This window comes from Williamsia serinedens (assembly GCF_024171725.1).
GTDB classification, from domain to species: Bacteria; Actinomycetota; Actinomycetes; order Mycobacteriales; family Mycobacteriaceae; genus Williamsia_A; species Williamsia_A serinedens.
In genome coordinates, this window is the sequence record NZ_JAMTCG010000003.1 from 339,250 (window position 1) to 365,048 (window position 25,799).

Here is a 25,799-nt window from a genome sequence, read left to right on the forward strand (position 1 = left end):
GCCGACTCTTTGCGCACAAAGACGTAAATACATTGGATTGATCGCTGACAGTGATCAGTCGATGCCCTACCCAGGCCTCGGCAAAACCCTGGTGTGATCTGGTTCACGTGCTGTGACCATCGGTGCGGACACCCGATCACCCCGACTGGAGGCAACGATGACCGCGACGACGGATCACCTGCGCAGCACCCTCGACACCGCGGTGGTCGAGGACCCCGAGGCCGGCCTCTACCGGGCCAATCGCCGGATCTTCACCGACGAGGAGGTCTTCGAACTCGAGATGCGGCACATCTTCGAGGGCAACTGGATCTACCTCGCCCACGAGAGCCAGGTCGCGAACCCCGGTGACTACTTCACCACCTACATGGGGCGGCAGCCCGTCGTCATCACCCGCGACAAGGAGGGGGAGCTGCACTGCCTGATCAACGCGTGCGCCCACCGCGGCGCGATGATCTGTCGTCGCAAGACCGACAACCGCTCGACGCTCACCTGCCCGTTCCACGGGTGGACGTTCCGCAACGACGGGACGCTGCTCAAGGTGAAGGACCCTGAGGGCGCGGGCTATCCCGAGTCGTTCAACTCGGGTGGGTCGCACGACATGACGAAGGTGCCGCAGTTCGGCAGCTACCGCGGCTTCCTGTTCGGCAGCCTGAACGCCGACGTCGTCACGCTCGCGGAGCACCTCGGTGACACGACGAAGGTCATCGACATGCTCGTCGACCAGTCCCCCGAGGGACTGGAGGTGCTCCGCGGGTCGTCGACGTACACCTTCGACGGCAACTGGAAGGTGCAGGCGGAGAACGGCGCCGACGGCTACCACGTCACCGCGACGCACTGGAACTACGCGGCCACCACCTCACGCCGGAACAACGGCGAGTCGACGAACACGACCAAGGCGCTCGACGCCGGCGGGTGGGGCAAGTCGGGCGGCGGTTACTGGTCGTACCCGAACGGCCATCTCTGCCTGTGGACCTGGGCGGCCAACCCGCAGGACCGCCCGCTGTGGGACCAGATGGACGCGCTCAAGGAGCAGTTCGGTGACGCCAAGGGCGAGTTCATGGTCAAGGGTTCTCGCAACCTGTGCCTCTACCCGAACGTCTACCTGATGGACCAGTTCAGCACGCAGATCCGGCATTTCCGCCCGATCGCGCCGGACAAGACCGAGGTCACCATCTACTGCATCGCGCCCAAGGGCGAGAGCGCGCAGGCCCGGTCGCACCGGATCCGCCAATACGAGGATTTCTTCAACGCGTCGGGCATGGCCACACCCGACGACCTCGAGGAGTTCCGCTCCTGCCAGTTGACGTTCCAGGCGTCGACCGCCCCGTGGAACGACATGAGCCGCGGCGCCGAACACTGGCTCACCGGACCCGATCCGGTCGCCGAGGCCCTCGACATGCCCGGCGTCATCTCCGCCGGCGTCAAGAACGAGGACGAGGGACTGTTCACCGTCCAGCACGGGTACTGGCGGTCGACGCTGCTGGCCGCCGTCGAGAACGAGGAGAAGTGACGTGACCACCACCGAACCCCGGCCCGCAGCAACCGAGACCCGCATGCCGATCACCCAGAACGCCATCGAGCAGTTCCTCTACCGCGAGGCCCGCTACCTCGACGACCGTGAGTTCGAGAAGTGGCTCTCCTGCTACGCCGACGACGTCGAGTACTGGATGCCGAGTTGGGGCGACGACGACCGGCTGACCGAGGACCCGCAGACCGACATCTCCCTCATCTACTACCCGAACAAGGGTGGGCTCGAGGACCGGGTGTTCCGCATCCGCACCGAACGATCCAGTGCCACCTCCATCCCCGAACCGCGGACGAGCCACAACATCAGCAACGTCGAGGTTATCGAGCGGCGCGGCGACATCGTCGACGTCCGATTCAACTGGCACACCATGTATTTCCGGTACAAGACGATCGACCCGTACTACGGCACGTCGTTCTACACCATCGACTTCTCCGGCGAGTCCCCCCTGATCCGCCGCAAGACCGTGGTGCTCAAGAACGACTACATCCACCACGTCGTCGACGTGTACCACTTCTGAATCCCAGGGAGGCGGCCATGAGTCACCGCGTCGCGCTGTCCTTCGAGGACGGTGTCACCCGCTTCATCACGTGCGAGCCCGGACAGACCGTCGCCGACGCCGCCTACCGCGCACGGATCAACATCCCGCTCGACTGTCGCGACGGCGCCTGCGGGACGTGCAAGGCGCAGTGCGAATCCGGTGAGTACGACGGCGGGCACTACATCGACGACGCGCTGACCGCCGGCGAGGCCGCCGACGGGTTCTGTCTGCCCTGCAGCATGACCCCGTCGTCAGATCTGGTGCTGCAGATCGCGAGCACGTCGGCCGTCGCCAAGACGCAGGCGGCAACCCACACGACGACGGTCACGGCCGTCGACCGTCTGTCACCGACGACGGTACGGCTGGCCGTCGCGGCGCCTGCCGGCGCCGGGATCGCCTTCCTGCCCGGCCAGTACGTGAACATCGCGGTCCCGGGCAGCGACGAGACGCGCTCGTACTCGTTCAGTTGCCCGTCGGGGTCGGACGAACTGGAGTTCCTCATCAAGCTGATCCCCGGCGGGCTCATGTCGCGCTGGCTCGACACCGCGGCGGTCGGCGACGAGATCTCGTTCACGGGGCCGAACGGCAGCTTCTTCCTCCGCGAGGCCGAGCGCCCGGCGCTGTTGCTCGCCGGCGGGACCGGCCTCGCGCCGGTGCTCTCGATCCTGCGGACGCTGGCCCGTGACGGCAACCCGCGTCCCGTGCATCTCGTCTACGGCGTCAGCACCGACGACGACCTCGTCGAGCTGGACACCCTGGAGGAGCTCACCACGACGCTGTCGTCGTTTACGTTCGAGTTCTGCGTGTCGGACCCGAACACCACTGCGGCGCATCGGGGCCACGTGACGAGCCTGATCCATCCCGAGCACCTGAACGACGGTGACGTCGCCATCTACCTGTGCGGCCCGCCGCCCATGGTCGAGTCGGTGCGCGCGCACCTCGCCGACCGGGACGTGGAGCCGACCGGCTTCTACTACGAGAAGTTCGCGCCCTCGTCGGCGGCGGCACCCGTCGTCGAGGACGACACCGAGTCCCCGGCGGAGAACGCCGCGCCGCCCATGGAGGTCGGCGAGACCGAGACCGAGGCCGCACCCACCGTCGCACCGACGGTGATCACACACGCGGCCGACAGCGACGGGCTGCTGATCGTGGCCGACGGTGTCGTACGGAGGGTGGCCGGACAGGACGTCTTCCCCGGCCGTGACGTCGCCGGCGTCGCCGCGCACGCATCTGCCCCTGCCGACGAGGCGACGACGATGCGGAGGATCGCCGGCCAGGTCGTCGGACACGTCGGCTCCGACGCCGATCCCGCACCGATCGATCCCGACGGCCCGATCGTCGACGCACCCGAAGCCCGTTCCGTCGCCGGACAGCAGATGTGGCCCGACCGCGACATCGCTCCCCTCGTCGACCGACCGGACATCGCTGCAGCAGAACACGGATCGCCGGTGACCGGCTACGAGATCGGCGAGGAACATCCGTCGGTCCACGAGTCCGACGCGGTGTTCGAGGCGCGGCGCGCCCTGGAACTGGGGGCGCTCGAACTGGTCATCGGCCGCATGTCGTCGCAGGCGATCGCCGGGTACCGGCTCCTCGCCGACGTCACGACGCGCTATGTCGACGGCGACCGTTTCGTCGACGCGGCCGCCTACACCGAGACCAACGCCGCGTTCCACGATTACCTGTTCACCCAGACCGGGAACGAGCATCTTCTGCAGGCCTATCGGGCGCTCGGCGTCAAGGCCGCGATGGCCGAGACGCTGCGCAACGCCACCTGGTGCGACCCGTCGTGCGCCCAGGATCACCTCGACATCGTCGACGCCATCGAGGCGCAGGATCGGGAGCGCGCGCGGACGCTGATCGCCGACCACGCCGAGCGCTCGAAGATCACCATGCGACGCGCGATGCAGGACACCGCCGCGAGCAAGCGTCCGGCGTTCGTGAGTCCCGGCCGGTTCGCGGGCAAGGTCGTCGTCGTGACCGGCGCCGCCCAGGGCATCGGCGAGTGGGTCGCCCGACGGATCGCCGCCGAGAGCGGCACACTCGTCCTCGCCGACCGGTCCGAACTCGTCGAGTCCTTCGCGCAGGAGCTCTCCGCGGAGACCACCGCGACGGGTGTGATGGCCGACCTCGAGACCTGGGACGGCGCTGCGAAGGTCGTCGACGCGGCGATCGCCGAGCACGGTCGGGTGGACGTCGCCATCCACGTCGTCGGCGGCACCATCTGGGCCAAGCCGTTCGCCGAGTACCCGCCCGAACAGATCGAGAAGGAGCTGTCTCGGTCGCTCTACCCGACGCTGTGGTCGTGCCGCGCCGTCATCGGACCGATGATCGAGCAGGGCTCGGGCACCATCGTGAACGTCTCCTCGGTCGCGACGCGGGGCGTCCATCGGGTGCCCTACGCCGCCGCGAAGGGTGGCGTCAACGCGATCACGTCGGCGCTCGCCCTCGAAGGGGCTCCCCACGGGGTGCGCGTCGTCGCGACCGCACCCGGCGGGACCGACGCCCCACCGCGGCGCATCCCCCGGGGTCCGGCGCCGCAGACAGATAAGGAGAAGGCCTGGTATCAGGCCCTCGTCGACCAGACGGTCGAGTCGTCCCTGTTGAAGCGCTACGGCACGCTCGACGAGCAAGCCGCTGCGATCTGCTTCCTCGCTTCGGACGAGGCGTCCTACATCACCGGCACGGTGCTGCCGGTCGCCGGCGGGGACCTCGGCTGACCCGCTCGCTCATCCGGCAGACCCCGCGAGGCGGGCTGACTACCCTCGCCGTCATGGACGCGAGGTCGACGCCGGTGGGCCTCGACGGTCCGCTCACCGCCCTGCGGGAGCGACTGGCCACAGCTCGCGCACGGTCGACGTGCGTCGTGGTCGATGCCGACGCCGGCGTCGGACTCACCACGCTCCTGCGGGCGTTCGTCGACGGTCTCGGCGGTGACGACGGCGTCCACACCGCCCGCGGGCTGGCGTGGGAGACCTCGGTGACCGAAGCTGTCCTGCACCAGCTCGTCAGGGGTGACGTGGACGGCCACGACGACCTCGTCGGCCGGCTCGGGTGCCGTTCGCGCCAGGTCACCGCGGTCGTCGTCGACGACGCCCACCTCGCGGACGCGTCGTCGCTGCGACACCTGGCCGGGGCGGTCCGGCACGACCCCGACGCGCATCTCCTCCTCGTCCTCGGGCGCCATCGGCTGCCCGACGCCGACCCCGTGGTGCTGACCGTGCTCGACGCCGCGGGAGACACCGTCGTGGACCTGCCACCGCTGTCCCCCGACGACGTCGCGGAACTGGCAGGCAGGCACGGGGTCGCGCTGCGCCCGTCCACCGCCGCCCACCTCACGCGCCACACCCGCGGAGCTCCCCGCGCGGTGGTCGCGCTGCTCCGCGAACTCCCCCGCGAGACGTGGGCACAGTCGACGGGACCGCTGCCTGCGCCGCGCCACATTCGGGCCGTGGTCCAGGCAACGCTCGACGCGGCTGACGCCCCGACCCGGCGTCTCGTCGAGACAGTCGCCGTCCTCGGCGAGCCGACACCTCTTCCCGTCGTCGCCGAGATCCTCGGGCTCTCGGATCCGCTCGCCGTGGTCGACGCCGCGGCCGGCGCCGGGCTGATCACCGCGCGCGACGGTCCCGGCGGCACCGACCTCGACGCAGCCGACCCGATGGCGCGGGCCGCAGTGCTCGAGGGCATGACGCGAACGGCCGTCGCCGCGGCACACACGACGATCGCCGAGGCGGTCGCCGCGTCCGACCCGTCGCGGGCATTGGCGCACCGGGCTCGGGCGACACCACTGCCCGATCCGAATCTCGCCGCGCGCCTGACGTCGGCGGCCGACCACAGTGGCGCCACCGGCGCATGGTCGACCGCAGCCACGCTGTTCGGTCTCGCGAGCCGTCTGACCACCGACATCCAGGACCGCGAGTCGACGTTCCTGCGGGCCGTCGACGCACAGATCAGCGCCGGCGACATCGCCTCGGCCGCCGACCATCTCGCCGCCGTCGAGAGTCTCCGCGAGACTCCACTGCGGAACTCGGTGCTGGGGTATCTCGCCATCCTGCGCGGCCGACCGGAGGAGGCGTCGGCGCGTCTGCGGCGAGCGTGGGAGATGGTGCGGCCCGCGCATGACCCCGAGTCGGCCGCGACCGTCTGTCACCGGCAGGTCCTGCACAGCCTCGCGCGGTGCGACGGGCGGCGACTGGTGCGATGGGCCGACGAGGCGGTGACGCTGGTCGGCGCCGACCACCCGGTGGCCGTCGAGGTGGGGGCGATCCGCGGCCTCGGACTCGGGGCCACCGGCCGCATGCGCGAGGCACTCGTCGGCTACGAGAACCTCTGGGACCACAACCGTGTCGGACCGGTCGGTCAGCGCGTCCAGATGGGGGCGGGATGGCTGCATCTCGCCGCCGACGACGTCGCGCGGGCCCGGACCGAACTGGAGACCGCGATCCCCACCGACCATCTCGGCGGGTCGACCCGCATCGCGTTGTGGGCCCACTCGTGGCTGGCGCGAACGTGTTTCGTCACCGGGGACTGGCCGGCCGCGATGCGTGCGGCGCAGGCCGGTCTGGCCCTCGCCGACCGGACCGGTACCCGGCTGATGGTGCCGCTGCTGTCGTGGACGGTCGCCCAGATCGGCGCACTGCGCGGCGACTGGGAGACGGCCGAGAGGGCACTCCGCCAGGGTGATTCGGGTTCCCAGGACTACGAGATCATGCGCGTGCCGGCGGCTCTGGCCCGCGCAGCGGTGGCCGAGGCCCGCGCCGACTACGCGGCGGTGCTGCGCGCCCTGTCACCGCTGACGGAGAGCTGGGCGCCCGAGGACATCGTCGAGCCGGGGTTCTGGCCGTGGCCCGACGTGTACGGCAACGCGCTCGTGATGGAGGGCCGCCTCGACGACGCGGAGACGTTCCTCTCCCCGCACGAACGACGGGCGCGGGATCGCGGTCACCGGTCGGCGCAGGCGCGCCTGGCCTACGTCCGTGGCCGGCTGCTGGGCGCGCGCGGCGAGATCGACGCCGCCGTCGACGTCTTCGACGACGCGCTCGCCACCCTCGTCGACCTCCCCCTGCTCCACGATCGGGCCCGCGTCGCGTTCGCCTACGGGCAGACACTGCGGCGTGCGGGTCGGCGGCGTGACGCCGACGTGGTGATCACCGAGGCACGCGATCACTTCCGCGCACTCGGTGCGATCACCTACGTCGCCCGCTGCGACCGGGAGCTGAAAGCCGGTGGGGTGCGCGCGGTCATCGCCGACCGACCACACGACGCGCTGACACCGCAGGAGGACGCCGTCGCCGCCCTCGTCGCCACCGGGATGACCAACCGCGAGGTCGCCGCCGAGCTGTTCCTGTCGGTGAAGACCGTGCAGTACCACCTCACCCGCGTCTACGCGAAGCTGGGCATCCGCTCCCGTGCCGAGCTCGCCGCGCGCCGCGCGCAGGACGGCACGACGGAGCCCGTCACCGTCGAGCCTGGATAGGCTCCGGCGCATGGCCGACGAGTTCGTGCAGTCCCTCGCCCGCGGGTTGTCGGTGATCACCGCCTTCGACGCCGAGCATCCCGCGATGACGCTGAGTGCCGTCGCCGCGCGGGCAGGGTTGACCCGGGCCACCGCGCGTCGATTGCTGCACACGCTCGTCGAGCTGGGCTACGTCCGCGTCGACGGCACCGACTTCGCCCTGACCCCCCAGGTGCTGCGCCTCGGGACCGCCTATCTCGCGGGGCTCGGTCTGCCGGAGGTCGCGCAACCGCACCTCGCGGAACTGTCCGCACGGGTCGGTGAGTCGACGTCGGCGGCGATCCTCGACGGCGACGACATCGTCTACATCGCGCGCGTCGCGTCGAGCCACCGGCTGATGCGGGTCGGGATCACCGTCGGCACACGGTTCCCCGCGTGGGCGACGTCGATGGGACGCGTCCTGCTCGCCGACCGGCCCGGCGACCCCCTCGCCGACGTCGAGCTGCGGCCTCTCACGCCCCGCACCGTGACCGATCCAGATCGGCTGCGCGGCATCCTCGCCGACGTCCACACGCACGGGTACGCCGTCGTCGACGAGGAACTCGAGGTCGGACTGCGGTCGATCGCGGTCCCCGTCCGCACCGCAGACGGTGTCGTCGCCGCGGTGAACATCTCGCTCAACGCCGGGTCGCAGGATCCGGAGACTCACCTCGACGACCTCCGCGCCACCGCGACGGCGATCTCCGACGACCTCGCGGCCCTGGCGCGATGAGCCGGCCGTTTGCTACCGTGTTCGCATAGCGTACGTGCGTTCGCACAGCGAACACGAGACCAGTGAGGTGCCGATGACCGACGCCTTCCTCCACACCGCGGTCCGGACACCGTTCGGTCGCTTCGGCGGTGCGCTGTCCGGCTCCCGCCCCGACGATCTCGCGGCAGGCGTCGTGCGTGCCGTCGTGGATCGCACCAACGGCCTCGACGGCGCCGACGTCGACGAGGTCGTCCTCGGGTGCGCCAACCAGGCCGGTGAGGACAACCGCAACGTCGCACGGATGGCAGTGCTGCTCGCCGATCTCCCGACGTCGGTGCCGGCGACGACCGTCAACCGCCTCTGCGGATCGAGCCTCGACGCCGCGATCCTCGCGTCCCGTGCCATCGAGACCGGCGATGCGTCGGTCGTCGTCGCGGGCGGTGTCGAGTCCATGACGCGCGCACCGTGGGTGCTGCCGAAGCCGTCGCGCGCCTTCCCCGCCGGGGACGTCACCGCCGTGTCGACGACGCTGGGGTGGCGCCTGGTGAACAGCCGCATGCCCGCCGAGTGGACCGCCTCGCTCGGCGAGTGCAACGAGCAACTCGCCGAGCGGTTCTCCATCTCCCGGGACCGGCAGGACGCGTTCGCGGCCCGCTCGCACCTACTCTCTGCGCAGGCGTGGGACGAGGGGTTCTACGACGACCTCGTCGTGGCCGTCGAGGGCGTGGACCTCGACCGCGACGAGTGCATCCGCCCCGACACCACCGTCGACACCCTCGCCGGCCTGCGGACGGCGTTCCGCCGCGACGGCACCATCACCGCCGGCAACGCCAGCCCGCTCAACGACGGCGCCTCGGCCGTCGTGCTCGCCGCCGAGGGCGCACTCCCCGGCGATCCGCTGGCGCGTGTCGCCGGTCGCGCCGCGCACGCGCTCACCCCGCAGGACTTCGGCATCGCGCCGATCGACGCCGCCGAGAAGGCGTTGTCGCGCGCCGGGATCGGCTGGTCGGACGTGGGAGCGGTCGAGCTCAACGAGGCCTTCGCCGTCCAGTCCCTGGCCTGTGTGGACGCCTGGGGCATCGACCCGGAGATCGTCAACACCCGCGGTGGCGCCATCGCGATCGGGCATCCACTCGGCGCGTCCGGCACCCGCATCCTCGGCACGCTCGCACACCGCCTGCGTGACGAGAAGCAGCGGTGGGGTGTGGCCGCCATCTGCATCGGCGTCGGCCAGGCCCTAGCCGTCGTCCTCGAGAACGCCACCTACACGGGGAGGCCCGCATGAGCATCACCGAGATCTGCGCCGACACCGCCGAGGCGGTCGCCGGCATCACCGACGGCTCCACGGTCCTCGTCGGCGGCTTCGGGATGGCCGGCATGCCCGTCGCCTTGATCGATGCACTGATCGACCAGGGCGCCTCCGACCTGACCGTCGTCTCCAACAACGCCGGCAACGGTGACACGGGGCTCTCGGCGCTGCTGGCGAAACGTCGTGTCCGCAAGGTCATCTGCTCGTTCCCGCGCCAGTCCGACTCGTGGGTGTTCGACGGCCTGTACCGCGACGGCGCCATCGAGCTCGAGGTGGTACCCCAGGGCACACTCGCCGAACGGATGCGCGCGGCCGGCGCCGGCATCGGCGCCTTCTTCTGCCCCACCGGTGTCGGCACGCTGCTCGCCGAGGGCAAGGAGACCCGCGAGATCGACGGCCGCACACACGTCCTCGAGTACCCGATCCGCGGCGACGTCGCCCTCATCCGGGCGCACACCGCCGACCGCATGGGCAACCTCGTCTACCGCAAGACGGCGCGCAACTTCGGTCCGGTGATGGCCACCGCCGCTGCCCGGACCATCGTCGAGGTCACCGACATCGTCGAGACCGGTTCCCTCGATCCCGAATCCGTCGTCACCCCGTCGATCTACGTCGACCGCATCGTGGAGGTGCCCCGATGACCGACAGTCCCCGCACGAAGGACGAGATCGCCGCGGCGATCGCCGCCGACATCCCGCGCGGTTCGTTCGTCAACCTCGGCATCGGTCAACCGACGCTGGTCGCCGACCATCTCTCCGCCGACTCGGGCATCGTGCTGCACACCGAGAACGGGATGCTCAACATGGGACCGGCCGCCAGCGGGGACGACGTCGACCCCGACCTCACCAACGCGGGCAAGATCCCCGTCACCGAGCTGCCCGGCGCCTCGTATTTCCACCACGCCGACTCGTTCGCCATGATGCGCGGCGGCCACCTCGATGTCTGCGTGCTCGGCGCGTTCCAGGTGTCGACGAGCGGCGACCTCGCGAACTGGCACACCGGGAAACCGGACGCGATCCCCGCCGTCGGTGGGGCGATGGACCTCGCGATCGGGGCCAAGCAGGTGTTCGTGATGATGACCCTGCTCGCCAAGGACGGCTCCTCGAAGCTGGTGCGCGAGTGCAGCTATCCGCTCACCGGCGTCGGCTGTGTCACCCGCGTCTACACCGACGTCGCCACCTTCGACGTCGGGCCGGACGGTGCGCATGTCCGAGACCTGCACGGGATGACGCTCGACGAGCTGCGAGACGCGGTCGGACTCGAGCTGGAGCTCGCGTCGTGACCGGGACGGACGGAGGCGCGATCATTTCGCCCAGTGGAATCACCCGCTCGCCCCGCGGGTCGTCGGTGCCTAGGTTCCCCTCATGACCACAGCAGCAGAGTCGCCCTCGGTGTCGACGCCGGGATCGCCGGACCGTCTGACGCAGAAGCACATCGACGGCGAGATCGCCGCGCTCGCCGGGGACACCTCGGGGCCGCAGCCGCGCCTGGACTACGCGCCCTACCGCAGCAGCCTCCTGCGCCACCCGCGCGTCGCACCGGTCGACGTCGACCCGGAGGGCGTGGAGCTGTGGGCGCCGGTGTTCGGACACCGGGACGTGTCGCCGCTCGAGAGCGACCTCACGATCGCCCACCGCGGTGAGCCGATCGGTGAGCGGATGGTCGTCACCGGTCGCGTGATCGACGGTGACGGCCGACCGGTCGCGGGCCAGCTGGTCGAGGTCTGGCAGGCCAACGCCGCCGGCCGCTACGTCCACCAGCGTGACCAGCACCCGGCCCCGCTGGACCCCAACTTCACCGGGACCGGCCGCTGCCTCACCGACGCCGACGGCACCTACCGCTTCGTCACCATCAAGCCCGGGCCCTACCCCTGGCGCAACCACGAGAACGCCTGGCGGCCGGCACACATCCACTTCTCGCTGTTCGGCACCGACTTCACCCAGCGGCTGATCACCCAGATGTACTTCCCCGGCGACCCGCTGATCGCGCTCGACCCGATCTGCCAGGCCATCACCGACCCCGCCGCGCGGGACCGACTGGTCGCCACCTACGACCACGACGTGACACGCCCCGAACTGAGCACGGGGTACCGGTGGGACATCGTCCTGACCGGGTCGGCCCGGACGGTCTTCGAGGAGGACGAGCAGTGAGCGCACCGACCCCGGGCCAGACCGTCGGACCCTTCTTCGGCTACGCACTCCCCTACGCCGGCGGCGAGCACCTCGTGCCGGTCGGTCGCGCGGACGCGATCCGCCTGACCGGCCGCGTCCTCGACGGCCACGGCGAGCCCGTCCCCGACGCCCTCGTCGAGATCTGGCAGCGCGATGCGGACGGGTCGACGCCACAGGTCGAGGGCTCGCTCGCGCGGGACGGCTGGACCTTCACCGGTTTCGGTCGCGCGCCGACCGACGCGACCGGCCGGTTCACCTTCACCACGCTGCGCCCCGGGCGGCCGACCACCGGGGGTGCGTCGTTCATCGCGGTCGCGGTGATGGCGCGCGGCCTCCTCGATCGCCTGCTCACCCGCGTCTACCTCCCCGACGACCCCGCCCTCGACGACGACCCCCTGCTGTCCTCGCTGCCCGCCGAACGGCGCGCGACACTGATCGCCACGGCGGACGACGCGGGGTACGTCTTCGACATCCGACTCCAGGGCGCGGACGAGACAGTGTTCCTGCACCACGGCGCCGCGCACTGATGACCGGTCTCCTGTGGCCGGGTGACCACCGCGCCGGAGACGCTTTCTCCGACGCATCCGTGGTCGCCGCCGCGGTGCGCGTCGAGTCGGTGTGGCTGTCCGCGCTCGGTGAGATCGGCGTCGCCCCACGGTTCGCCGACGGGATCGTCGACGAGGCGGGTGCAGCTCTCGCCGACGATGCCGAGATCGCGGCACTCGCGGCCGCGGGCGAGAACGCGGGCAACCCGATCGTCCCGCTGCTCTCCCGCCTCCGGGACCTTCTCGCCGACCGCGATCCCGACGCGGCACGGTGGCTGCACGCAGGCCTGACGAGTCAGGACGTCCTCGACACCGCACTGATGATCGTCACCCGCGACACCGTCCGCGCGATCCGCGCGGAACTCGATGGCGTGATCACCGCGCTCGCCGGCCACCTCGACCGCCACCGATCCACACCCATGATCGGCCGCACACTGACCCAGCCCGCCGTCGAGATCACCGCCGGGGTCAAGATCGCCGCCTGGTGCGACGGCGTCCTCGACGCCGACGACGATCTCACCGCCCTGCGCTTCCCGGCCTCGCTCTCCGGCGCAGCCGGCTCACGGTCGGGAACAGTCGCCCTCGGCGTCGCGGCACCTCGCGACCTCGCGGACACCGTCGCGGCCGGACTCGGCCTGGCCACCACACATCCCTGGCACACGACCCGCGCGCCGATCACCCGCGCCGCCGACGCGCTCCAGGGCTGCACCGCGGCCCTCGGTCGCATCGCCACCGACGTCATCACGGGGTCGCGACCGGAGATCGGCGAGTTCACCGAACCCACCGCCGCGGGCCGGGGCGGATCGTCGGCGATGCCACAGAAGGTGAACCCCGTCCTGTCGGTGCTCATCCGACGGACGGCACTGACCGCTCCCGCGCTCGCGGCACTGATTCACACCGCCGCCGCCGACGCCGGCGACGAACGCCCACCCGGCGCATGGCACGTCGAATGGGAACCCCTGCAGTCGCTGGCCCGGCACACCCTGGCCGCCGCCCGACAGGCCGCCGAACTCACCGCCGGATTGCAGATCCACGCCGACGCGATGGCCGGTCGGGTCGCGCGACACCGCGACGACATCGACGCCGAACATCGCACGCTCGGTCGACTCGTCGGTCGCGACGACATCGACGCCCGTGGCGACGCCGACGCCATCGTCGACGCCACCCTGACCCGCATCCGACAGCGAGAGGATCACCCGTGACCGCACTGCGTCTGAGCACCGTCGATCTGAGCGATCACCAGCCAGGGCGGCCGATCGTCGTCCTCGGACCGTCGCTCGGGACGTCGGTCACCGCACTCTGGGGCACCTGCGCCGCACTGCTCGCCGACCACGCGGACGTCGTCGGCTGGGACCTGCCCGGCCACGGCACCGGGACACCGGTCGACGCCGCGTTCTCCGTCGAGGACCTCGCCGACGCGGTGGCCGCGATCGTTGACGACCTGCGCGACACCCGCGGCCACGTGCCGATCCACTACGCCGGCGACTCGGTCGGGGGCGCTGTCGGACTCGCTCTCGCACTGCGTCATCCGCACCTGCTCTCCACCGCGACGCTGGCGTGCACCGGCGCGCGGATCGGCACCGAGGAGAGCTGGAGGGACCGGGCGGCCACCGTCCGGTCGGGAGGTGTCGAGGCCGTCGTCGAGGGGTCCCTCGAGCGGTGGTTCGGGCCGGGGTTCCGCGACCGCGAACCCGCCGCGGTCGCGGATCTCATCGCGGCCCTGCGCGCCTGCGACGCGGAGAGCTACGCGCGGGTGTGCGAGGCGCTCGGCGCCTTCGACATCCGGGAGTCCCTGCCCCGCATCGTGACCCCGATCCGCCTGATCGCCGGCCGCGACGACGTCGCCACCCCGGTCGACGGCATGGAATTCGTCGCCGAGCGCGTCCCGAGCGGACGTCTGCGGGTGCTCGACGGCGTCGGTCATCTCGCGCCGATCGAGGCGCCGCAGATCGTCGCCGACGAGATCGTCGCCGGACTCGACGCCGCGGGCTCGGCGACCGCGGCGCAGACGTACGCGCGCGGGATGAGCGTCCGACGGCAGGTGGCCGGCGAGGACTGGGTCGACCGGGCCGTCGCGGCGACGACGCCGTTCACCGCGGACTTCCAGGACTTCATCACGCGCTACGCGTGGGGATCGGTCTGGACCCGCCCCGGCCTCGACCGTCGCAGCCGCTCGATGATCACCATCACCGCCCTCGTCGCGCGGGGTCACCAGCACGAGCTGGCCATGCACATCCGGGCCGGCCTCACCAACGGGTTGTCGCGGGAAGAAATCCGCGAGGTGCTGATGAACGCCGCGATCTACTGCGGCGTGCCCGACGCCAACACCGCGTTCCGCATCGCGCAGTCGGTGTTCGACGAGCTCGACGCCACCTGAGGCGCGACTTCCACTCAGCGGAAGCCGCGGGTGGACTCAGGCCGACCCGACAGGTGTGATCCAGGTCATGCTCCCCGTGTTGACGCCCTCGCAGAACCAGCTCGGCCGCGACGTCGCCCGATTCGTGCCCGCGGCGTCCGAGGTGCCGGGGATGCAGGAGTTGCCGCCCGCGCACCGGGAGATCTGGGAGCGCGCAGTGCCCTACCTCGACACCCGCGGCAACGACGGCCACACCATCTACGCCTACGGCCTGGCGCGCGCGCTGGTCGACCTGCATCCTGACGCCGATCCCGAGGTCGTGCTGCCGGCGATCCTGCTCCACGACACCGGGTGGTCCCAGGTCCCGTCCGACGACGTCCTCTCCGCCATCGAACCCGGCGCCGGACGGCCCGACCTGGTGATCCTCCACGAGAAGGAGGGGGCCCGGATCGCGACCGACATCCTCACCGAGCTGGGACATGACGCGGACCGGACCGCGCGAATCGTCGAGATCATCGACGGTCACGACTCCCGACGGACCGCCTTGTCGCTCGACGACTCGCTGATGAAGGACGCCGACAAGCTGTGGCGCCTCACGCCACACGGCGTCGACCTCGTCATGGACTGGTTCGGCCTCGACCGGAACGCCGCACACCGTCTCATCGGCTCCCGAGTGCACGAGCACCTCTTCACCGACGCCGCCCGGACGATGGCTCGCGGGTTCGCCGCGATCGCCTCGATCGACACCCTCGACCAGCGCGTCGCGCTCGGCCGCTGACGTGCGGACATCGGAACCCGGGCGCAGCGTCGCCGGTCGTGTCCTGAGCCTCCTCGAGGCGTTCGAGACGCGCGGGTCGGCCCTCACCCTCACCCAGCTGGCCGAGGCCGCGGGACTGCCCGCGTCGACGGCGCATCGCCTCGTCGGCGAACTCGTCGAGTGGGGGGCGCTCACCCGCGACGAACAGGGGCGCTACCACGTCGGGATGCGGCTGTGGGAGCTGTCTCAGAGCGCCGACCGGCGGTTGCGCGACACCGCGCGTCCCTTCCTGCAGGACCTGTTCTCGCTCACCGGCGAGACCGCTCACCTCGCGGTGCGCGTCGAGAACGACGCGTTGTACGTCGACCGGGTCTACGGGTCGCGCCGGGTCCCCCGCGCGTCGCGGATCGGCGGGCGACTCCCGTTGCACGCGACCGCCGTCGGGAAAGTACTGCTCGCCGGCGAGGAGCCGTGGTTTTGCGACGCCTACCTCGCGCGGGCGCTCGAGGCACCCACCCGCCGCACCCACGTCGACCCTGCCGGGCTGAGCAGCGAGCTGCGCCGCATCGCCGACGCGGGCCACGCGATCACGGCCGAGGAGGTGCGCGTCGGAGCGTCGTCGATCGCGGTGCCCGTGGTCGTCGGCGGCGTCGTCGTCGCGGCCATCGGCCTGGTCGTCGGGTCCCACGACTCGTCGCGGATGACGCGCCACCTGCCGACGTTGCACGGCGTCGCCGACCGCGTCGGGACGGCTCTGTCTCACCTCCCCGCGGGCTACACGCGCCCCGCAGCTCACTTCCGCTGAACGGAAAGCGGCCGTTGTGACCGCAGCCACACCCTTCGACACTCGACGAGTCAGATCACAGAAGCGAACTGGAGTTCTCGTGACCGCACAGACGATGGGATGCCCGGCCCACCACGGGTACGAACCGTTCCGTCAGGACGACCCGTTCCCCTCGTACGCCGCCCTGCGCCGCGACGAGCCGGTGATGTACGACGAGCGCATCGGGTACTGGGTGGTCACCCGCTACGACGACGTCAAGGCCGTGTTCGGTGACTGGGACACCTTCAGCAGCGAGAACGCGCAGGCACCCGTCCGCAAGCGCGGCCCCGAGGCCACCCGGATCATGACCGAGGGCGGCTTCACCGCGTACTCCGGACTGTCGGCTCGCATCCCGCCGGACCACACCCGGATCCGCAAGATCGCGCAGAAGGCCTTCACCCCGCGGCGCTACCGGGTCCTCGAGCCCAGCATCCGCGCGCACGTCGTCTCCCAGGTCGAGGCCATGCTCGCCCGCGCGACACCCGGCGGCGACATCGTCCGCGACCTCGCCTACGACGTCCCCACCGTCACGATCCTCACGCTGCTCGGCGCGGACGTGACCCAGGTGGAGCAGTTCAAGCGGTGGTCCGACTCGCGCGCCGCGATGACGTGGGGTGACCTGTCCGACGAGGAGCAGATCCCGCACGCGCACAACCTCGTCGAGTACTGGGCCGAGTGCCGACGCCTCGTGGCGCAGGCACACGAGACCGGTCCCGACAGCCTCATCGGCGATCTCGTCCGCGCACAACAGGCCGGCGACGAGATCACCGACCACGAGATCGCCTCGCTCGCCTACAGCATGCTGTTCGCCGGCCACGAGACGACGACGACGCTGATCGCCAACTCGGTCCGGGAACTGCTGTCGCACCCCGATGAATGGGCGGAGGTCGTCGCCGATCCCGACCGCATCCCCGGCGCCGTCGACGAGGTGCTCCGCCACAGCGGGTCGATCGTCGCCTGGCGGCGAAAAGCGCTGCGCGACGCCCAGATCGGTGGCGTCGACATCCCGGAGGGTGCCGAGATCCTGCTGGTGATGGGGTCGGCGAACCGGGACGAGGACCGGTTCGAGGACGGCGAGACCTTCGACATCACCCGCGCGAACGCCCGCGAGCACCTGTCGTTCGGCTTCGGCATCCACTTCTGCCTCGGCAACCTGCTGGCCAAGCTGCAGGCGAAGGTCGCCCTCGAGGAACTCGTCCGGCTCGCACCGGATCTCCGTCTCACCGATGACGCCGACATCCGCTTCGGCGACAACCTGTCCTTCCGGGCCCCGACGACGGTCCCGGTCACATGGGAGGCACGGTCATGACCGTCCACATCCAGTTCTTCGACGCCGGACTGCCCGGTGACATCGACCTGCTCGGCGGCAAGTGCGCCTCCCTGGTCACCATGACCGCCGCCGGGATGCCCGTCCCACCCGGGTTCGCCGTCACGACAGCGGCCTACGACGCGTTCGTCACCGGATCAGGGCTACGCGCCATCATCGACGACGAGCTCACCGGCCTCGACCCCGCCGACGTCGCGGGCGTCGACGCGGTCTCGTCCCGCATCCGCGACGCGATCTGCGCGGCGGAGGTGCCCGCCGACCTCCGCGCCGCGACGATCGCGGCCTACGAGGACCTGCAGAGCCGCTTCGCGACCACGGTGCCGGTGGCGGTGCGGTCGTCGGCCACCGCCGAGGATCTCCCCGACGCGAGCTTCGCCGGCCAGCAGGACACCTATCTGTGGCTGACCGACCTCGACAGCGTCCTGCACCACATCCGGCGCTGCTGGGCGTCGCTCTACACCAGTCGCGCCATCACCTACCGGCTGAAGAACGGTATCACCGAGGACGGCCTCTCGATGGCCGTCGCCGTCCAGAAGATGGTGTCGGCGAGGACCGCCGGCGTGGCCATGACGCTGAACCCGACGACCGGCGACCGCTCCAAGATCGCCATCGACGCCTCCTGGGGCGTGGGCGAATCCGTCGTCTCCGGCACCGTGACCCCCGACAACCTCCTGCTGGACAAGGTGATGCTGTCCGTCGTCACCGAGCGCATCGGCGACAAGCACGTCGAGCTCGTCCCCGACGTCGACGCCGGACGGCTCGTCGAACGCGAGGTCGAGCCGGACCGCCGGAGCGTCCGGTGTCTGTCCGACGAGCAGGTCACCGCGGTGGCGGCGATGGCCAAGCGCGCCGAGAAGCACTACGGCTGCCCGCAGGACATCGAGTGGGCGTTCGACCGCGACCTCCCTGCCGGGGAGGACCTCGTGTTGCTGCAGTCCCGACCGGAGACCGTGCACTCCTGTGCGGCCGCCGTGGCACCGGCGCATTCGGCCCCGGCCGGCACCGGCTTCTCCTTCTCCGGGTTGTCGACCGGCCTGTTCGGCCGACCCACGACCTGACCTGTTCCGCACCAGCCCACTCACACACCACGACAGGACACCTGATGACCACCACGCAACCCGCCCAGGCCGCGATGAAGTCGTTCCCGCGCCCCTCCTCACTGCCCGTCCCCGAGGGGGCGGAGGGGTGGGAGAAGCTGTACCCCTACAACCTGGCGTTCCAGAACGTCGACGGCCCCGACGACGAGAAGTTCTGGTTCTGCGACAGCCAGCACTGGCCGACGGTGTACAAGCCGTTCGAGACCATCGGCGGCGAGTTCGCGGTGAAGTGCTTGGGGCAGTACAACACCCGCCACCTGATGATCCCGCCGGCCAACGGCATCGAGTTCAAGATCCACCTCGGCTACCTCTACATGAGCCCGGTCGCCGTGCCCGAGGACCAGATCGCCGCGCGTGTCCCCGAGTTCGAGAAGCGCGTCGGACACTACTTCCAGAACTGGGACAGCCTCCTCGAGCAGTGGAAGATCAAGGTGCGCGCCACCATCGACGAGATGGAGGCGCTGACCTTCGCCCCGCTGCCCGACATGGTGCCGTTCGACGACATCGTCTCCGGCAAGGCCAAGGACGGCTCCGAGGTCCTCATGGAGAACTACGACCGCCTGATCCAGCTCTGTTATCAGAACTGGCAGTACCACTTCGAGTTCCTCAACCTCGGGTACATCGCCTACCTCGACTTCTTCACCTTCGCCAAGCAGGTGTTCCCCGACATCCCCGACCTCGCCGTCGCGAAGATGGTGCAGGGCGTCGACATGGAGCTGTTCCGTCCCGACGACGAGCTGAAGAAGCTCGCGGCCCTCGCCGTCCGGATCGGCCTGCACGACGAGTTCGACGACACCGATGACGTGGCGGGGACGCTGGCGCGCATCGCATCCCACGCCCAGGGGCAGCAGTGGATCGACGCCTGGACCGCGGCCCAGGACCCGTGGTTCAACTTCACCGTCGGCAACGGCTTCTACGGCCACGACAAGTACTGGATCGAGCACCTGGAGATCCCGCTCGGGTTCATCAAGGACTACATCCGTCGGCTCGAGGACGGACAGGACATCATGCGTCCCGTCGAGACCCTCGTCGCCGAGCGCGAGCGCATCGTCGAGGAGTACCGATCGATGCTCGACGGTGAGAACCTCGCCGCATTCGACGCCAAGCGCGGCCTCGCCGCCACCGCCTACCCGTACGTCGAGAACCACAACTTCTACATCGAGCACTGGACGATGGGTGTGTTCTGGCGGAAGGTCCGTGAGCTGTCACGGGTGTTCGTCGCCGACCGGTTCTGGGCCGACGAGAACGACATGCTGTTCCTCACCCGCAGCGAGGTGCGCGACGCGCTGTTCGACCTCGTCACCGGGTGGGCGGTCGGTGTCACCCCGACGGGTCCGAGTTACTGGCCGAAGGAGATCGAGCGGCGACGCGGCATCGTCGACGCCCTGTCCACGCAGCGGCCGCAGCCCGCGCTGAACACACCGCCGGCGCAGATCACCGAGCCGTTCACCCAGATGCTCTGGGGCATCACCACCGAACAGGTGCAGCAGTGGCTCGCCGACGACGAGGACTCCGACGGTGCCATCACCGGCATGGCGGCCTCCCCCGGTGTCGTGGAGGGACGGGCCCGGGTCGTGTACCACGCGGACCAGCTGAGCGAGGTGCAGGCCGGCGAGATCCTCGTCGCCACCATCACCGCCCCGTCGTGGGGTCCGGTGTTCGGGAAGATCACCGCGACCGTCACCGACATCGGCGGGATGATGAGCCACGCGGCCATCGTGTGCCGCGAGTACGGCCTCCCCGCGGTGACCGGGACCGGCAACGGTTCCACCACCATCACCACCGGTCAGCTCATCCGCGTCGACGGCACCCGCGGCCGCGTCGAGATCCTCGAGGACTGAGCGGTGGTCGATCCCGAGGGGCCCGACCCCCGCCCGACCGGCCGGCGCACGGTCCTCGTGACCGGCGCCGCCGGCGGTCTCGGCCGCGCCTTCGCGCTGGGGTTCGCCGCCCGCGGTCACGCGGTCGCGGTGGCCGACACCAACGTCGACGGCGTCGCAGAGACCGCACGGCTCGTGGCCGATCACGGTGTCCCGTCCTGGCACGGACGGGTCGACGTCACCGACAGCGAGTCGACGCGCGAGGTCGCCGCGGCGGTCGCCGAGTTCGGCGGCGGCCACATCGACGTCGTGGTGAACAACGCAGCGCTCTACGCCGGCGTCACCCGCGCCCCGCTCGAGGAGATCGACGGCGACGAGTGGGACCGTGTCATGGCGGTGAACACCAAGGGCCCCTGGCTGATGACGCGGGCCGCGAGCCCACACCTCTCCGACGGTGCCCGCGTGGTGAACCTGTCGTCGGCGACGGTCTTCTCGGGGTCCGAGCAGTGGGCCCACTACGTCGCGTCGAAAGGCGCTGTCATCGCACTGACCCGCGTGATGGCCAAGGAACTCGGACGCCGGTCGATCACCGTCAACGCGATCGCGCCCGGCTTCACCCTGACCGAGGCCAGCTACGGGCTCATGAAGGACGCCGAGACCTACGGCGTCGACCGGGGCGCACTGCGCCGTGCCGGTCACCCCGACGACATCGTCGGTGCCGCACTGTTCCTCGCCGGCCCCGACGCCGCCTACATCAGCGGCCAGACGCTCGTCGTCGACGGCGGCCGCCAGTTCATCTGAGGAGACCTCATGCCCACGATCACCTTCACCGACCCCGACGGCACCGCCAGCTCCATCGACGCCACCCCCGGCGACTCGGTCATGGAGACCGCCGTGCGCAACGGCGTCACCGGGATCGTCGCCGAGTGCGGCGGATCCCTGTCCTGCGCCACGTGCCACGTGTTCGTCGACCCCTCCGACGCCGCAGATCTCCCCCCGATGGAGGAGATGGAGGACGAGATGCTCTGGGGCACCGCCGTCGACCGCGGCGACACCTCGCGTCTCTCGTGCCAGATCCGCGTCACCGACGGCATGGACCTGCACGTCGCCCTCCCCGAGACCCAGGTGTGACGCCGTGTCCGCCCCAGGGATGCTCATCGTCGGCTCGTCGCAGGCGGGCGTGCAGCTCGCCGTGTCGCTGCGCGCACTCGGCTACGCCGACCCCGTGACGCTTCTCGGCGACGAGGACCACCGCCCCTACCAACGGCCCGCGCTGTCCAAGGAGTTCCTCCAGGACGCCGTCGGCAAGGAGTCGCTCATCTTCCGCTCGGCGGAGTACTGGCGTGACAACGGGATCGACGTCGTCAAGGGACACCGGATCGACACCGTCGCCACCCGCGCCGACGGCTCCGGTCTCGCGACCGCCCGGGACGGACGTGAGTTCTCCTTCGACCGGCTCGCGCTGACCGTCGGTGCCCGGGCGCGGCGCCTCTCGGTTCCCGGTGCCGACCTCGACGGCGTGCTGTACCTCCGCACCGCCGACGACGCGCTGGCGCTCAAGGCGCGGGTCCCCGAGGTGCGACGTGCGGTGGTGATCGGCGGCGGGTTCATCGGCCTCGAGACCGCCGCCAGCCTGCACACCCTGGGTATCGAGGTCACGGTCATCGAGTTCGCGGACCGGCTCGTCGCGCGGGCCGTCGGCGCGGCGACGTCGGACTTCCTGTTCCGTCATCACACCGACGCCGGCATCGACATCCGTCTCGGCACGGCCGTCGAACAGGTCGTCGGGCGGGACGGGCAGGTGAGCGGGGTGATCGCCGGCGGTGTCGAGATCCCTGCCGACGTCGTGCTCGTCGGCATCGGGGTCATCCCGAACACCGCGCTCGCCGAGCAGATGGGACTCGCGGTCGACGACGGAATCGTCGTCGACGACCACGCCGTCACCTCCGACGGACACACCCTGGCCGTCGGTGACTGCGCGAACCTGCCCGACCCGTCGCCCGGTGCGCCGGCGGGACGACGTGTGCGGTTCGAGAGCGTGAACCACGCGATCGAGCAGGCCAAGGTCGCCGCGTACGCGGCGGTCGGACGGTCGCAGGAGTACGCGTCCGTGCCCTGGTTCTGGTCGACCCAGGGTGTACTCAAGCTGCAGATCGCCGGCGTGTCCGGCGGCCACGACACCGTCGTCGACCGCAGCGCCCCGGACCCCCGCAAGCACTCTGTCCTCTACTACCGCGGTGACCGGCTCGTCGCCGCCGAGTGCGTGAACACGCCGCTGGACTTCATCGCCGTGAAGAAGGCGCTCGCCCAGCAGATCTCGCTGCCACCGGCGACCGTGACCGACCCGGCCACGCCCCTGTCCGCGGTCCTGGCTGCCGCCTCCGGAAGGAAAGCATCATGACCGTCGAGCTCACCGCGACGACACATCCGCTGCCCCCGACACCCATCCCGGCCGACGGGCCGGTGGACACGTCGCCGATCTGTGGCACACCGTCGCTGCAGACCGACCTCGATCCCGTGTGGGCGGCGGTGGTCGCGTGCACCCGGGTGCGGGGCAACGACATCCACCTGCCCATCTCGCTCGCGTTCGCCGAGCGCCTCGTCGCCGCCCACCCGGAGGCGAACGCGATGCTGGTGCGGGTGGCCATCCTCCTCCACGACACGGGCTGGGCTCGGGTCGACGAGAGCAAGATCATCTCCGAGGGCTTCTCCGGCGACTGGCGCAAGGCGGAGATCCGCTTCGAGCACGAGCGCAAGGGGTGCGAGATCGCCCGAGAGGTGTTGCCGCCACTGGGATACGACGCGCGGTTCGTCGACGAGGTGGTCGCGATCATCGACGGCCATGACACGCGGGCCGAGGCGCACTCCCTCGAGGACGCCCTCGTCCGTGACGCCGACCGTCTGTGGCGTTTCGACCACGCAGGCATCGCCCTCGCGTCGGGCTGGTTCGGTCTCGACCCGGCGACCTACTGCGATCGCCTGCGCGCGGAGATCATCCCCGAACTGCTCACCGAAGCGGGCACCGCGATGGGTCTTGCGCACCTCGACCGCTCGGTGGCGCTGTTGAAGACGGCGGTGCTGCGATGACCGAGTGGACCCACGTCGACGACCTGTTCGTCGACGGTCGGTGGACCCCTGTTCTCGGAACCGACCGCCTCGAGGTCACCGATCCCGCACGCGGTGACGTGTGGGGCAGTGTGCCGCAGGCGAACCCCGCCGATCTGGACGTCGTCGTCGGCGCAGCCCGCGCCGCCTTCGACACCGGGCCATGGCCACGGATGCGCGCAGCCGACCGTGCCGAGATCCTCCTGCGCGCCGCCGACGAGATCGAGAAGCGCTCCGCCGAGATCTCGACCACCGTGACCCGCGAGAACGGCTCCCCGATCGCCGAGACCTCCGGCGCCGCCGCGAACGCCGCGGGACTGTTCCGGGCTGTCGCCGGCCTGGCCGAGCACCTCGACCGCGAGGACGTCCGCCCGTTCCCGTCGGGCGAGAACGAGACCCTGGTGCGCCGCGACCCCGTGGGGGTGTGTGCGCTCATCGCGCCGTGGAACTTCCCGATCAACCTCGTCGCGGTGAAGCTCGCGCCCGCCCTGCTGGCCGGGTGCACCGCGGTGATCAAGCCGGCGGAGTCGACGCCGCTGTCGATCCGGCACGTCGTCGAGGCGCTCGATGCCGCCGGCGTCCCGCCCGGGGTCGTCGGCCTCGTCACGGGAGACGGCGCGGTCGGTGACGCATTGGTTCGTCACCCGGGCGTCGACAAGGTGGCGTTCACCGGGTCCACCGGTGTGGGCCGGAAGATCGCCGCAGCCTGCGGCGAACTCCTGCGGCCCGTCACGCTGGAACTCGGCGGCAAGTCGGCGGCGATCGTCCTCGACGACGCCGATCTCGACCATCTCGCGTCCGTCCTCATCCGGTCCTGCATGCGCAACACCGGTCAGACCTGCTACATCTCCACCCGCGTCCTCGCACCGCGGTCGCGCTACGAGGAGATCGTCGATGTCATCGCACGCACCATCTCCGCTGCACCCGTCGGCGACCCCACCGACCCGGCGACGGTGTTCGGGCCCGTCGCGTCCGAACGCCAGCGGGACATCGTCGCCGGCTACCTCGAGAGCGCCCGCGCCGAGGGCGCGAGGGTCGTCGTCGGCGGTTCGGTCCTCGACGAACGACCCGGGTCGTTCGTCGAGCCCACCGTCCTCGCCGACGTGACCGAGTCGATGACCGTCGCCCGCGAGGAGGTCTTCGGCCCGGTCCTCGTCGTGATGCCCTACGAGGACGTCGACGACGCGATACGCATCGCGAACGCCACCCCGTTCGGGTTGGGCGGCATCGTGTTCGGCACCGACACCACCCGCGCCCAGGAGGTCGCCGAGCGCATCGACACCGGCTCGGTGGGCATCAACTTCTTCGCGTCGAACCATGCGGCACCGTTCGGCGGGCGCCACGACTCCGGGCTCGGTGTGGAGTACGGGGTGGAGGGACTCGAGCAGTACGTGACGTTCAAGTCCATCCACCGGCGGCGAGTCGACTGAACTCGGCCGCACGGGCCAGTTCACGACCGATGCCCTGGGCCGCGACCGTCGCGGCGGCTGAGAGCCGCGTCCGTTCCCGGTCGAGGGACGGGACCACGACGCCGAGCGCGGCGACCACGTCCCCGTCGGGTCCGTGGACGGGCACCGCGAGAGAGCAGGCCCCCAGGCTCATCTCCTCCACCGTCGTCGCGTAGCCCTCCCGGCGGACACGCGCGAGCTGCGTCGTCAGCATCGCGGGAGCGGTGATCGTGTGGGGAGTCTGCCGCGTGAGGTGGCGCAGGACATGGTGGTGCACCTCGTCCGGCGCCCACGCCAACAACACCTTGCCGACCCCGGTGCAGTGCAACGGGAGTCGACTGCCGACCTTGCTCACCACCGGCACCGACCGGCGTCCCGCGAGTCGCTCCAGGTACAGCGTCTCGTGGCCCTCACGCACGGCGAGGTGGACGGTCGCGCGCGTCGCCGCCTGCAGGTCCTGGAGATATGGCGCGCAGATGTCCCGGAGGTCGGTCTGCACCGGCGCGAGCAACCCGAGCCGCCAGACCCGTCGACCCACCACATAGGCGCCGTCGTCGGTGCGTTCGAGGACCTCGCCCTCCACGAGCTGCCGGATCAGACGCAGGGCTGTCGGCGCGGGAAGGTCGGCGCGCGTGGCGATCTCGCTCAGTGTCAGCACCCGGTGCCGCTCGTCGAACGCGCCCAGGACCGACAACGCGCGCGCCACCACCGAGACCCCCGCCGGGGACCGTCCCGCCATCGTCGTCGCCTCGTCTCACGTTTTCGC

The 25,799-nt window shown here is 70.7% G+C and carries 23 protein-coding genes; 22 read left to right on the forward strand and 1 reads right to left on the reverse strand.

Annotation, left to right across the window (positions count from 1 at the left end; translation table 11 throughout):
- The first annotated feature begins 157 nt into the window (after positions 1–157).
- From benA to LX12_RS09135, 22 genes are all read left to right on the forward strand, one after another.
- Complete coding sequence (benA, locus tag LX12_RS09030) at positions 158–1,510, forward strand: benzoate 1,2-dioxygenase large subunit (protein WP_253654201.1); 1,353 nt, start codon at positions 158–160, stop codon at positions 1,508–1,510.
- A 43-nt stretch (positions 1,511–1,553) separates the two neighbouring features.
- Positions 1,554–2,045 carry a benzoate 1,2-dioxygenase small subunit gene (gene benB, locus LX12_RS09035; RefSeq protein WP_253654587.1) on the forward strand — a complete coding sequence of 164 codons (492 nt, stop codon included), beginning with the start codon at positions 1,554–1,556 and terminating at the stop codon, positions 2,043–2,045.
- Positions 2,046–2,062: 17 nt separating this feature from the next.
- Complete coding sequence (gene benC, locus LX12_RS09040; RefSeq protein WP_253654202.1) at positions 2,063–4,786, forward strand: benzoate 1,2-dioxygenase electron transfer component BenC; 2,724 nt, start codon at positions 2,063–2,065, stop codon at positions 4,784–4,786.
- Between the two features lie 53 nt (positions 4,787–4,839).
- Positions 4,840–7,545: a helix-turn-helix transcriptional regulator gene (locus tag LX12_RS09045; RefSeq protein ID WP_253654203.1), complete on the forward strand. Its 2,706-nt coding sequence runs from the start codon at positions 4,840–4,842 to the stop codon at positions 7,543–7,545.
- 10 nt (positions 7,546–7,555) lie between these two features.
- Entirely contained in the window at positions 7,556–8,296 is a 741-nt protein-coding gene (locus tag LX12_RS09050) for an IclR family transcriptional regulator domain-containing protein (protein ID WP_253654204.1), read from the forward strand.
- Positions 8,297–8,369: 73 nt separating this feature from the next.
- Positions 8,370–9,560: a thiolase family protein gene (locus LX12_RS09055; RefSeq protein ID WP_253654205.1), complete on the forward strand. Its 1,191-nt coding sequence runs from the start codon at positions 8,370–8,372 to the stop codon at positions 9,558–9,560.
- Positions 9,557–10,225, forward strand: coding sequence for a 3-oxoacid CoA-transferase subunit A (locus LX12_RS09060; RefSeq protein ID WP_253654206.1), 669 nt, complete (start codon positions 9,557–9,559; stop codon positions 10,223–10,225). The genes LX12_RS09055 and LX12_RS09060 overlap by 4 nt, the downstream gene beginning before the upstream one ends.
- On the forward strand, positions 10,222–10,866 hold the full coding sequence (locus LX12_RS09065; protein WP_253654207.1) for a 3-oxoacid CoA-transferase subunit B: 645 nt from the start codon (positions 10,222–10,224) through the stop codon (positions 10,864–10,866). Before LX12_RS09060 ends, LX12_RS09065 begins: the two co-directional genes overlap by 4 nt.
- A gap of 82 nt (positions 10,867–10,948) precedes the next feature.
- Positions 10,949–11,734, forward strand: a complete 786-nt coding sequence (pcaH, locus tag LX12_RS09070) for a protocatechuate 3,4-dioxygenase subunit beta (protein ID WP_253654208.1) — start codon at positions 10,949–10,951, stop codon at positions 11,732–11,734.
- Positions 11,731–12,282: a protocatechuate 3,4-dioxygenase subunit alpha gene (gene pcaG / locus LX12_RS09075; RefSeq protein WP_253654209.1), complete on the forward strand. Its 552-nt coding sequence runs from the start codon at positions 11,731–11,733 to the stop codon at positions 12,280–12,282. Before pcaH ends, pcaG begins: the two co-directional genes overlap by 4 nt.
- Complete coding sequence (locus LX12_RS09080) at positions 12,282–13,502, forward strand: lyase family protein (protein ID WP_253654210.1); 1,221 nt, start codon at positions 12,282–12,284, stop codon at positions 13,500–13,502. Before pcaG ends, LX12_RS09080 begins: the two co-directional genes overlap by 1 nt.
- Positions 13,499–14,677: a bifunctional 3-oxoadipate enol-lactonase/4-carboxymuconolactone decarboxylase PcaDC gene (pcaDC, locus tag LX12_RS09085; RefSeq protein ID WP_308213989.1), complete on the forward strand. Its 1,179-nt coding sequence runs from the start codon at positions 13,499–13,501 to the stop codon at positions 14,675–14,677. The genes LX12_RS09080 and pcaDC overlap by 4 nt, the downstream gene beginning before the upstream one ends.
- Before the next feature lie 67 nt (positions 14,678–14,744).
- Positions 14,745–15,434, forward strand: a complete 690-nt coding sequence (locus LX12_RS09090) for an HD domain-containing protein (RefSeq protein WP_253654211.1) — start codon at positions 14,745–14,747, stop codon at positions 15,432–15,434.
- A gap of 1 nt (position 15,435) precedes the next feature.
- Positions 15,436–16,218, forward strand: coding sequence for an IclR family transcriptional regulator (locus LX12_RS09095; protein WP_253654212.1), 783 nt, complete (start codon positions 15,436–15,438; stop codon positions 16,216–16,218).
- 94 nt (positions 16,219–16,312) lie between these two features.
- The gene (locus LX12_RS09100) at positions 16,313–17,545 is read left to right on the forward strand and encodes a cytochrome P450 (RefSeq protein ID WP_253654589.1); all 1,233 of its coding nucleotides are present in this window, start codon (positions 16,313–16,315) and stop codon (positions 17,543–17,545) included.
- Positions 17,527–18,621 carry a PEP/pyruvate-binding domain-containing protein gene (locus LX12_RS09105; protein WP_253654213.1) on the forward strand — a complete coding sequence of 365 codons (1,095 nt, stop codon included), beginning with the start codon at positions 17,527–17,529 and terminating at the stop codon, positions 18,619–18,621. Before LX12_RS09100 ends, LX12_RS09105 begins: the two co-directional genes overlap by 19 nt.
- A gap of 44 nt (positions 18,622–18,665) precedes the next feature.
- The gene (locus LX12_RS09110; protein ID WP_253654214.1) at positions 18,666–20,501 is read left to right on the forward strand and encodes a PEP-utilizing enzyme; all 1,836 of its coding nucleotides are present in this window, start codon (positions 18,666–18,668) and stop codon (positions 20,499–20,501) included.
- A gap of 3 nt (positions 20,502–20,504) precedes the next feature.
- Complete coding sequence (locus LX12_RS09115; protein WP_253654215.1) at positions 20,505–21,281, forward strand: SDR family NAD(P)-dependent oxidoreductase; 777 nt, start codon at positions 20,505–20,507, stop codon at positions 21,279–21,281.
- 9 nt (positions 21,282–21,290) lie between these two features.
- The gene (locus LX12_RS09120; protein ID WP_253654216.1) at positions 21,291–21,611 is read left to right on the forward strand and encodes a 2Fe-2S iron-sulfur cluster-binding protein; all 321 of its coding nucleotides are present in this window, start codon (positions 21,291–21,293) and stop codon (positions 21,609–21,611) included.
- Between the two features lie 19 nt (positions 21,612–21,630).
- Positions 21,631–22,881, forward strand: a complete 1,251-nt coding sequence (locus tag LX12_RS09125; RefSeq protein ID WP_301284426.1) for an NAD(P)/FAD-dependent oxidoreductase — start codon at positions 21,631–21,633, stop codon at positions 22,879–22,881.
- Positions 22,878–23,567, forward strand: a complete 690-nt coding sequence (locus LX12_RS09130; protein ID WP_253654218.1) for an HD domain-containing protein — start codon at positions 22,878–22,880, stop codon at positions 23,565–23,567. Before LX12_RS09125 ends, LX12_RS09130 begins: the two co-directional genes overlap by 4 nt.
- Positions 23,564–25,015 carry an aldehyde dehydrogenase family protein gene (locus LX12_RS09135; protein WP_253654219.1) on the forward strand — a complete coding sequence of 484 codons (1,452 nt, stop codon included), beginning with the start codon at positions 23,564–23,566 and terminating at the stop codon, positions 25,013–25,015. The genes LX12_RS09130 and LX12_RS09135 overlap by 4 nt, the downstream gene beginning before the upstream one ends.
- On the opposite strand, the gene LX12_RS09140 is transcribed toward LX12_RS09135, so the two are convergent.
- Entirely contained in the window at positions 24,984–25,772 is a 789-nt protein-coding gene (locus LX12_RS09140) for an IclR family transcriptional regulator (protein ID WP_253654220.1), read from the reverse strand. The two genes, LX12_RS09135 and LX12_RS09140, sit on opposite strands and share 32 nt — an antisense overlap.
- Between the last annotated feature and the right edge of the window lie 27 nt (positions 25,773–25,799).

What these genes read in the sequence shown, in the direction of transcription:
- benA (WP_253654201.1), top strand. Translation starts at nt 158, where the DNA reads ATGACCGCGACGACGGATCACCTGCGCAGCACCCTCGACACCGCGGTG.
- benB (WP_253654587.1), top strand. Translation starts at nt 1,554, where the DNA reads ATGCCGATCACCCAGAACGCCATCGAGCAGTTCCTCTACCGCGAGGCC.
- benC (WP_253654202.1), top strand. Translation starts at nt 2,063, where the DNA reads ATGAGTCACCGCGTCGCGCTGTCCTTCGAGGACGGTGTCACCCGCTTC.
- LX12_RS09045 (WP_253654203.1), top strand. Translation starts at nt 4,840, where the DNA reads ATGGACGCGAGGTCGACGCCGGTGGGCCTCGACGGTCCGCTCACCGCC.
- LX12_RS09050 (WP_253654204.1), top strand. Translation starts at nt 7,556, where the DNA reads ATGGCCGACGAGTTCGTGCAGTCCCTCGCCCGCGGGTTGTCGGTGATC.
- LX12_RS09055 (WP_253654205.1), top strand. Translation starts at nt 8,370, where the DNA reads ATGACCGACGCCTTCCTCCACACCGCGGTCCGGACACCGTTCGGTCGC.
- LX12_RS09060 (WP_253654206.1), top strand. Translation starts at nt 9,557, where the DNA reads ATGAGCATCACCGAGATCTGCGCCGACACCGCCGAGGCGGTCGCCGGC.
- LX12_RS09065 (WP_253654207.1), top strand. Translation starts at nt 10,222, where the DNA reads ATGACCGACAGTCCCCGCACGAAGGACGAGATCGCCGCGGCGATCGCC.
- pcaH (WP_253654208.1), top strand. Translation starts at nt 10,949, where the DNA reads ATGACCACAGCAGCAGAGTCGCCCTCGGTGTCGACGCCGGGATCGCCG.
- LX12_RS09080 (WP_253654210.1), top strand. Translation starts at nt 12,282, where the DNA reads ATGACCGGTCTCCTGTGGCCGGGTGACCACCGCGCCGGAGACGCTTTC.
- LX12_RS09090 (WP_253654211.1), top strand. Translation starts at nt 14,745, where the DNA reads ATGCTCCCCGTGTTGACGCCCTCGCAGAACCAGCTCGGCCGCGACGTC.
- LX12_RS09100 (WP_253654589.1), top strand. Translation starts at nt 16,313, where the DNA reads ATGGGATGCCCGGCCCACCACGGGTACGAACCGTTCCGTCAGGACGAC.
- LX12_RS09105 (WP_253654213.1), top strand. Translation starts at nt 17,527, where the DNA reads ATGGGAGGCACGGTCATGACCGTCCACATCCAGTTCTTCGACGCCGGA.
- LX12_RS09110 (WP_253654214.1), top strand. Translation starts at nt 18,666, where the DNA reads ATGACCACCACGCAACCCGCCCAGGCCGCGATGAAGTCGTTCCCGCGC.
- LX12_RS09120 (WP_253654216.1), top strand. Translation starts at nt 21,291, where the DNA reads ATGCCCACGATCACCTTCACCGACCCCGACGGCACCGCCAGCTCCATC.
- LX12_RS09125 (WP_301284426.1), top strand. Translation starts at nt 21,631, where the DNA reads ATGCTCATCGTCGGCTCGTCGCAGGCGGGCGTGCAGCTCGCCGTGTCG.
- LX12_RS09130 (WP_253654218.1), top strand. Translation starts at nt 22,878, where the DNA reads ATGACCGTCGAGCTCACCGCGACGACACATCCGCTGCCCCCGACACCC.
- LX12_RS09135 (WP_253654219.1), top strand. Translation starts at nt 23,564, where the DNA reads ATGACCGAGTGGACCCACGTCGACGACCTGTTCGTCGACGGTCGGTGG.
- LX12_RS09140 (WP_253654220.1), bottom strand. Translation starts at nt 25,772, where the DNA reads ATGGCGGGACGGTCCCCGGCGGGGGTCTCGGTGGTGGCGCGCGCGTTG.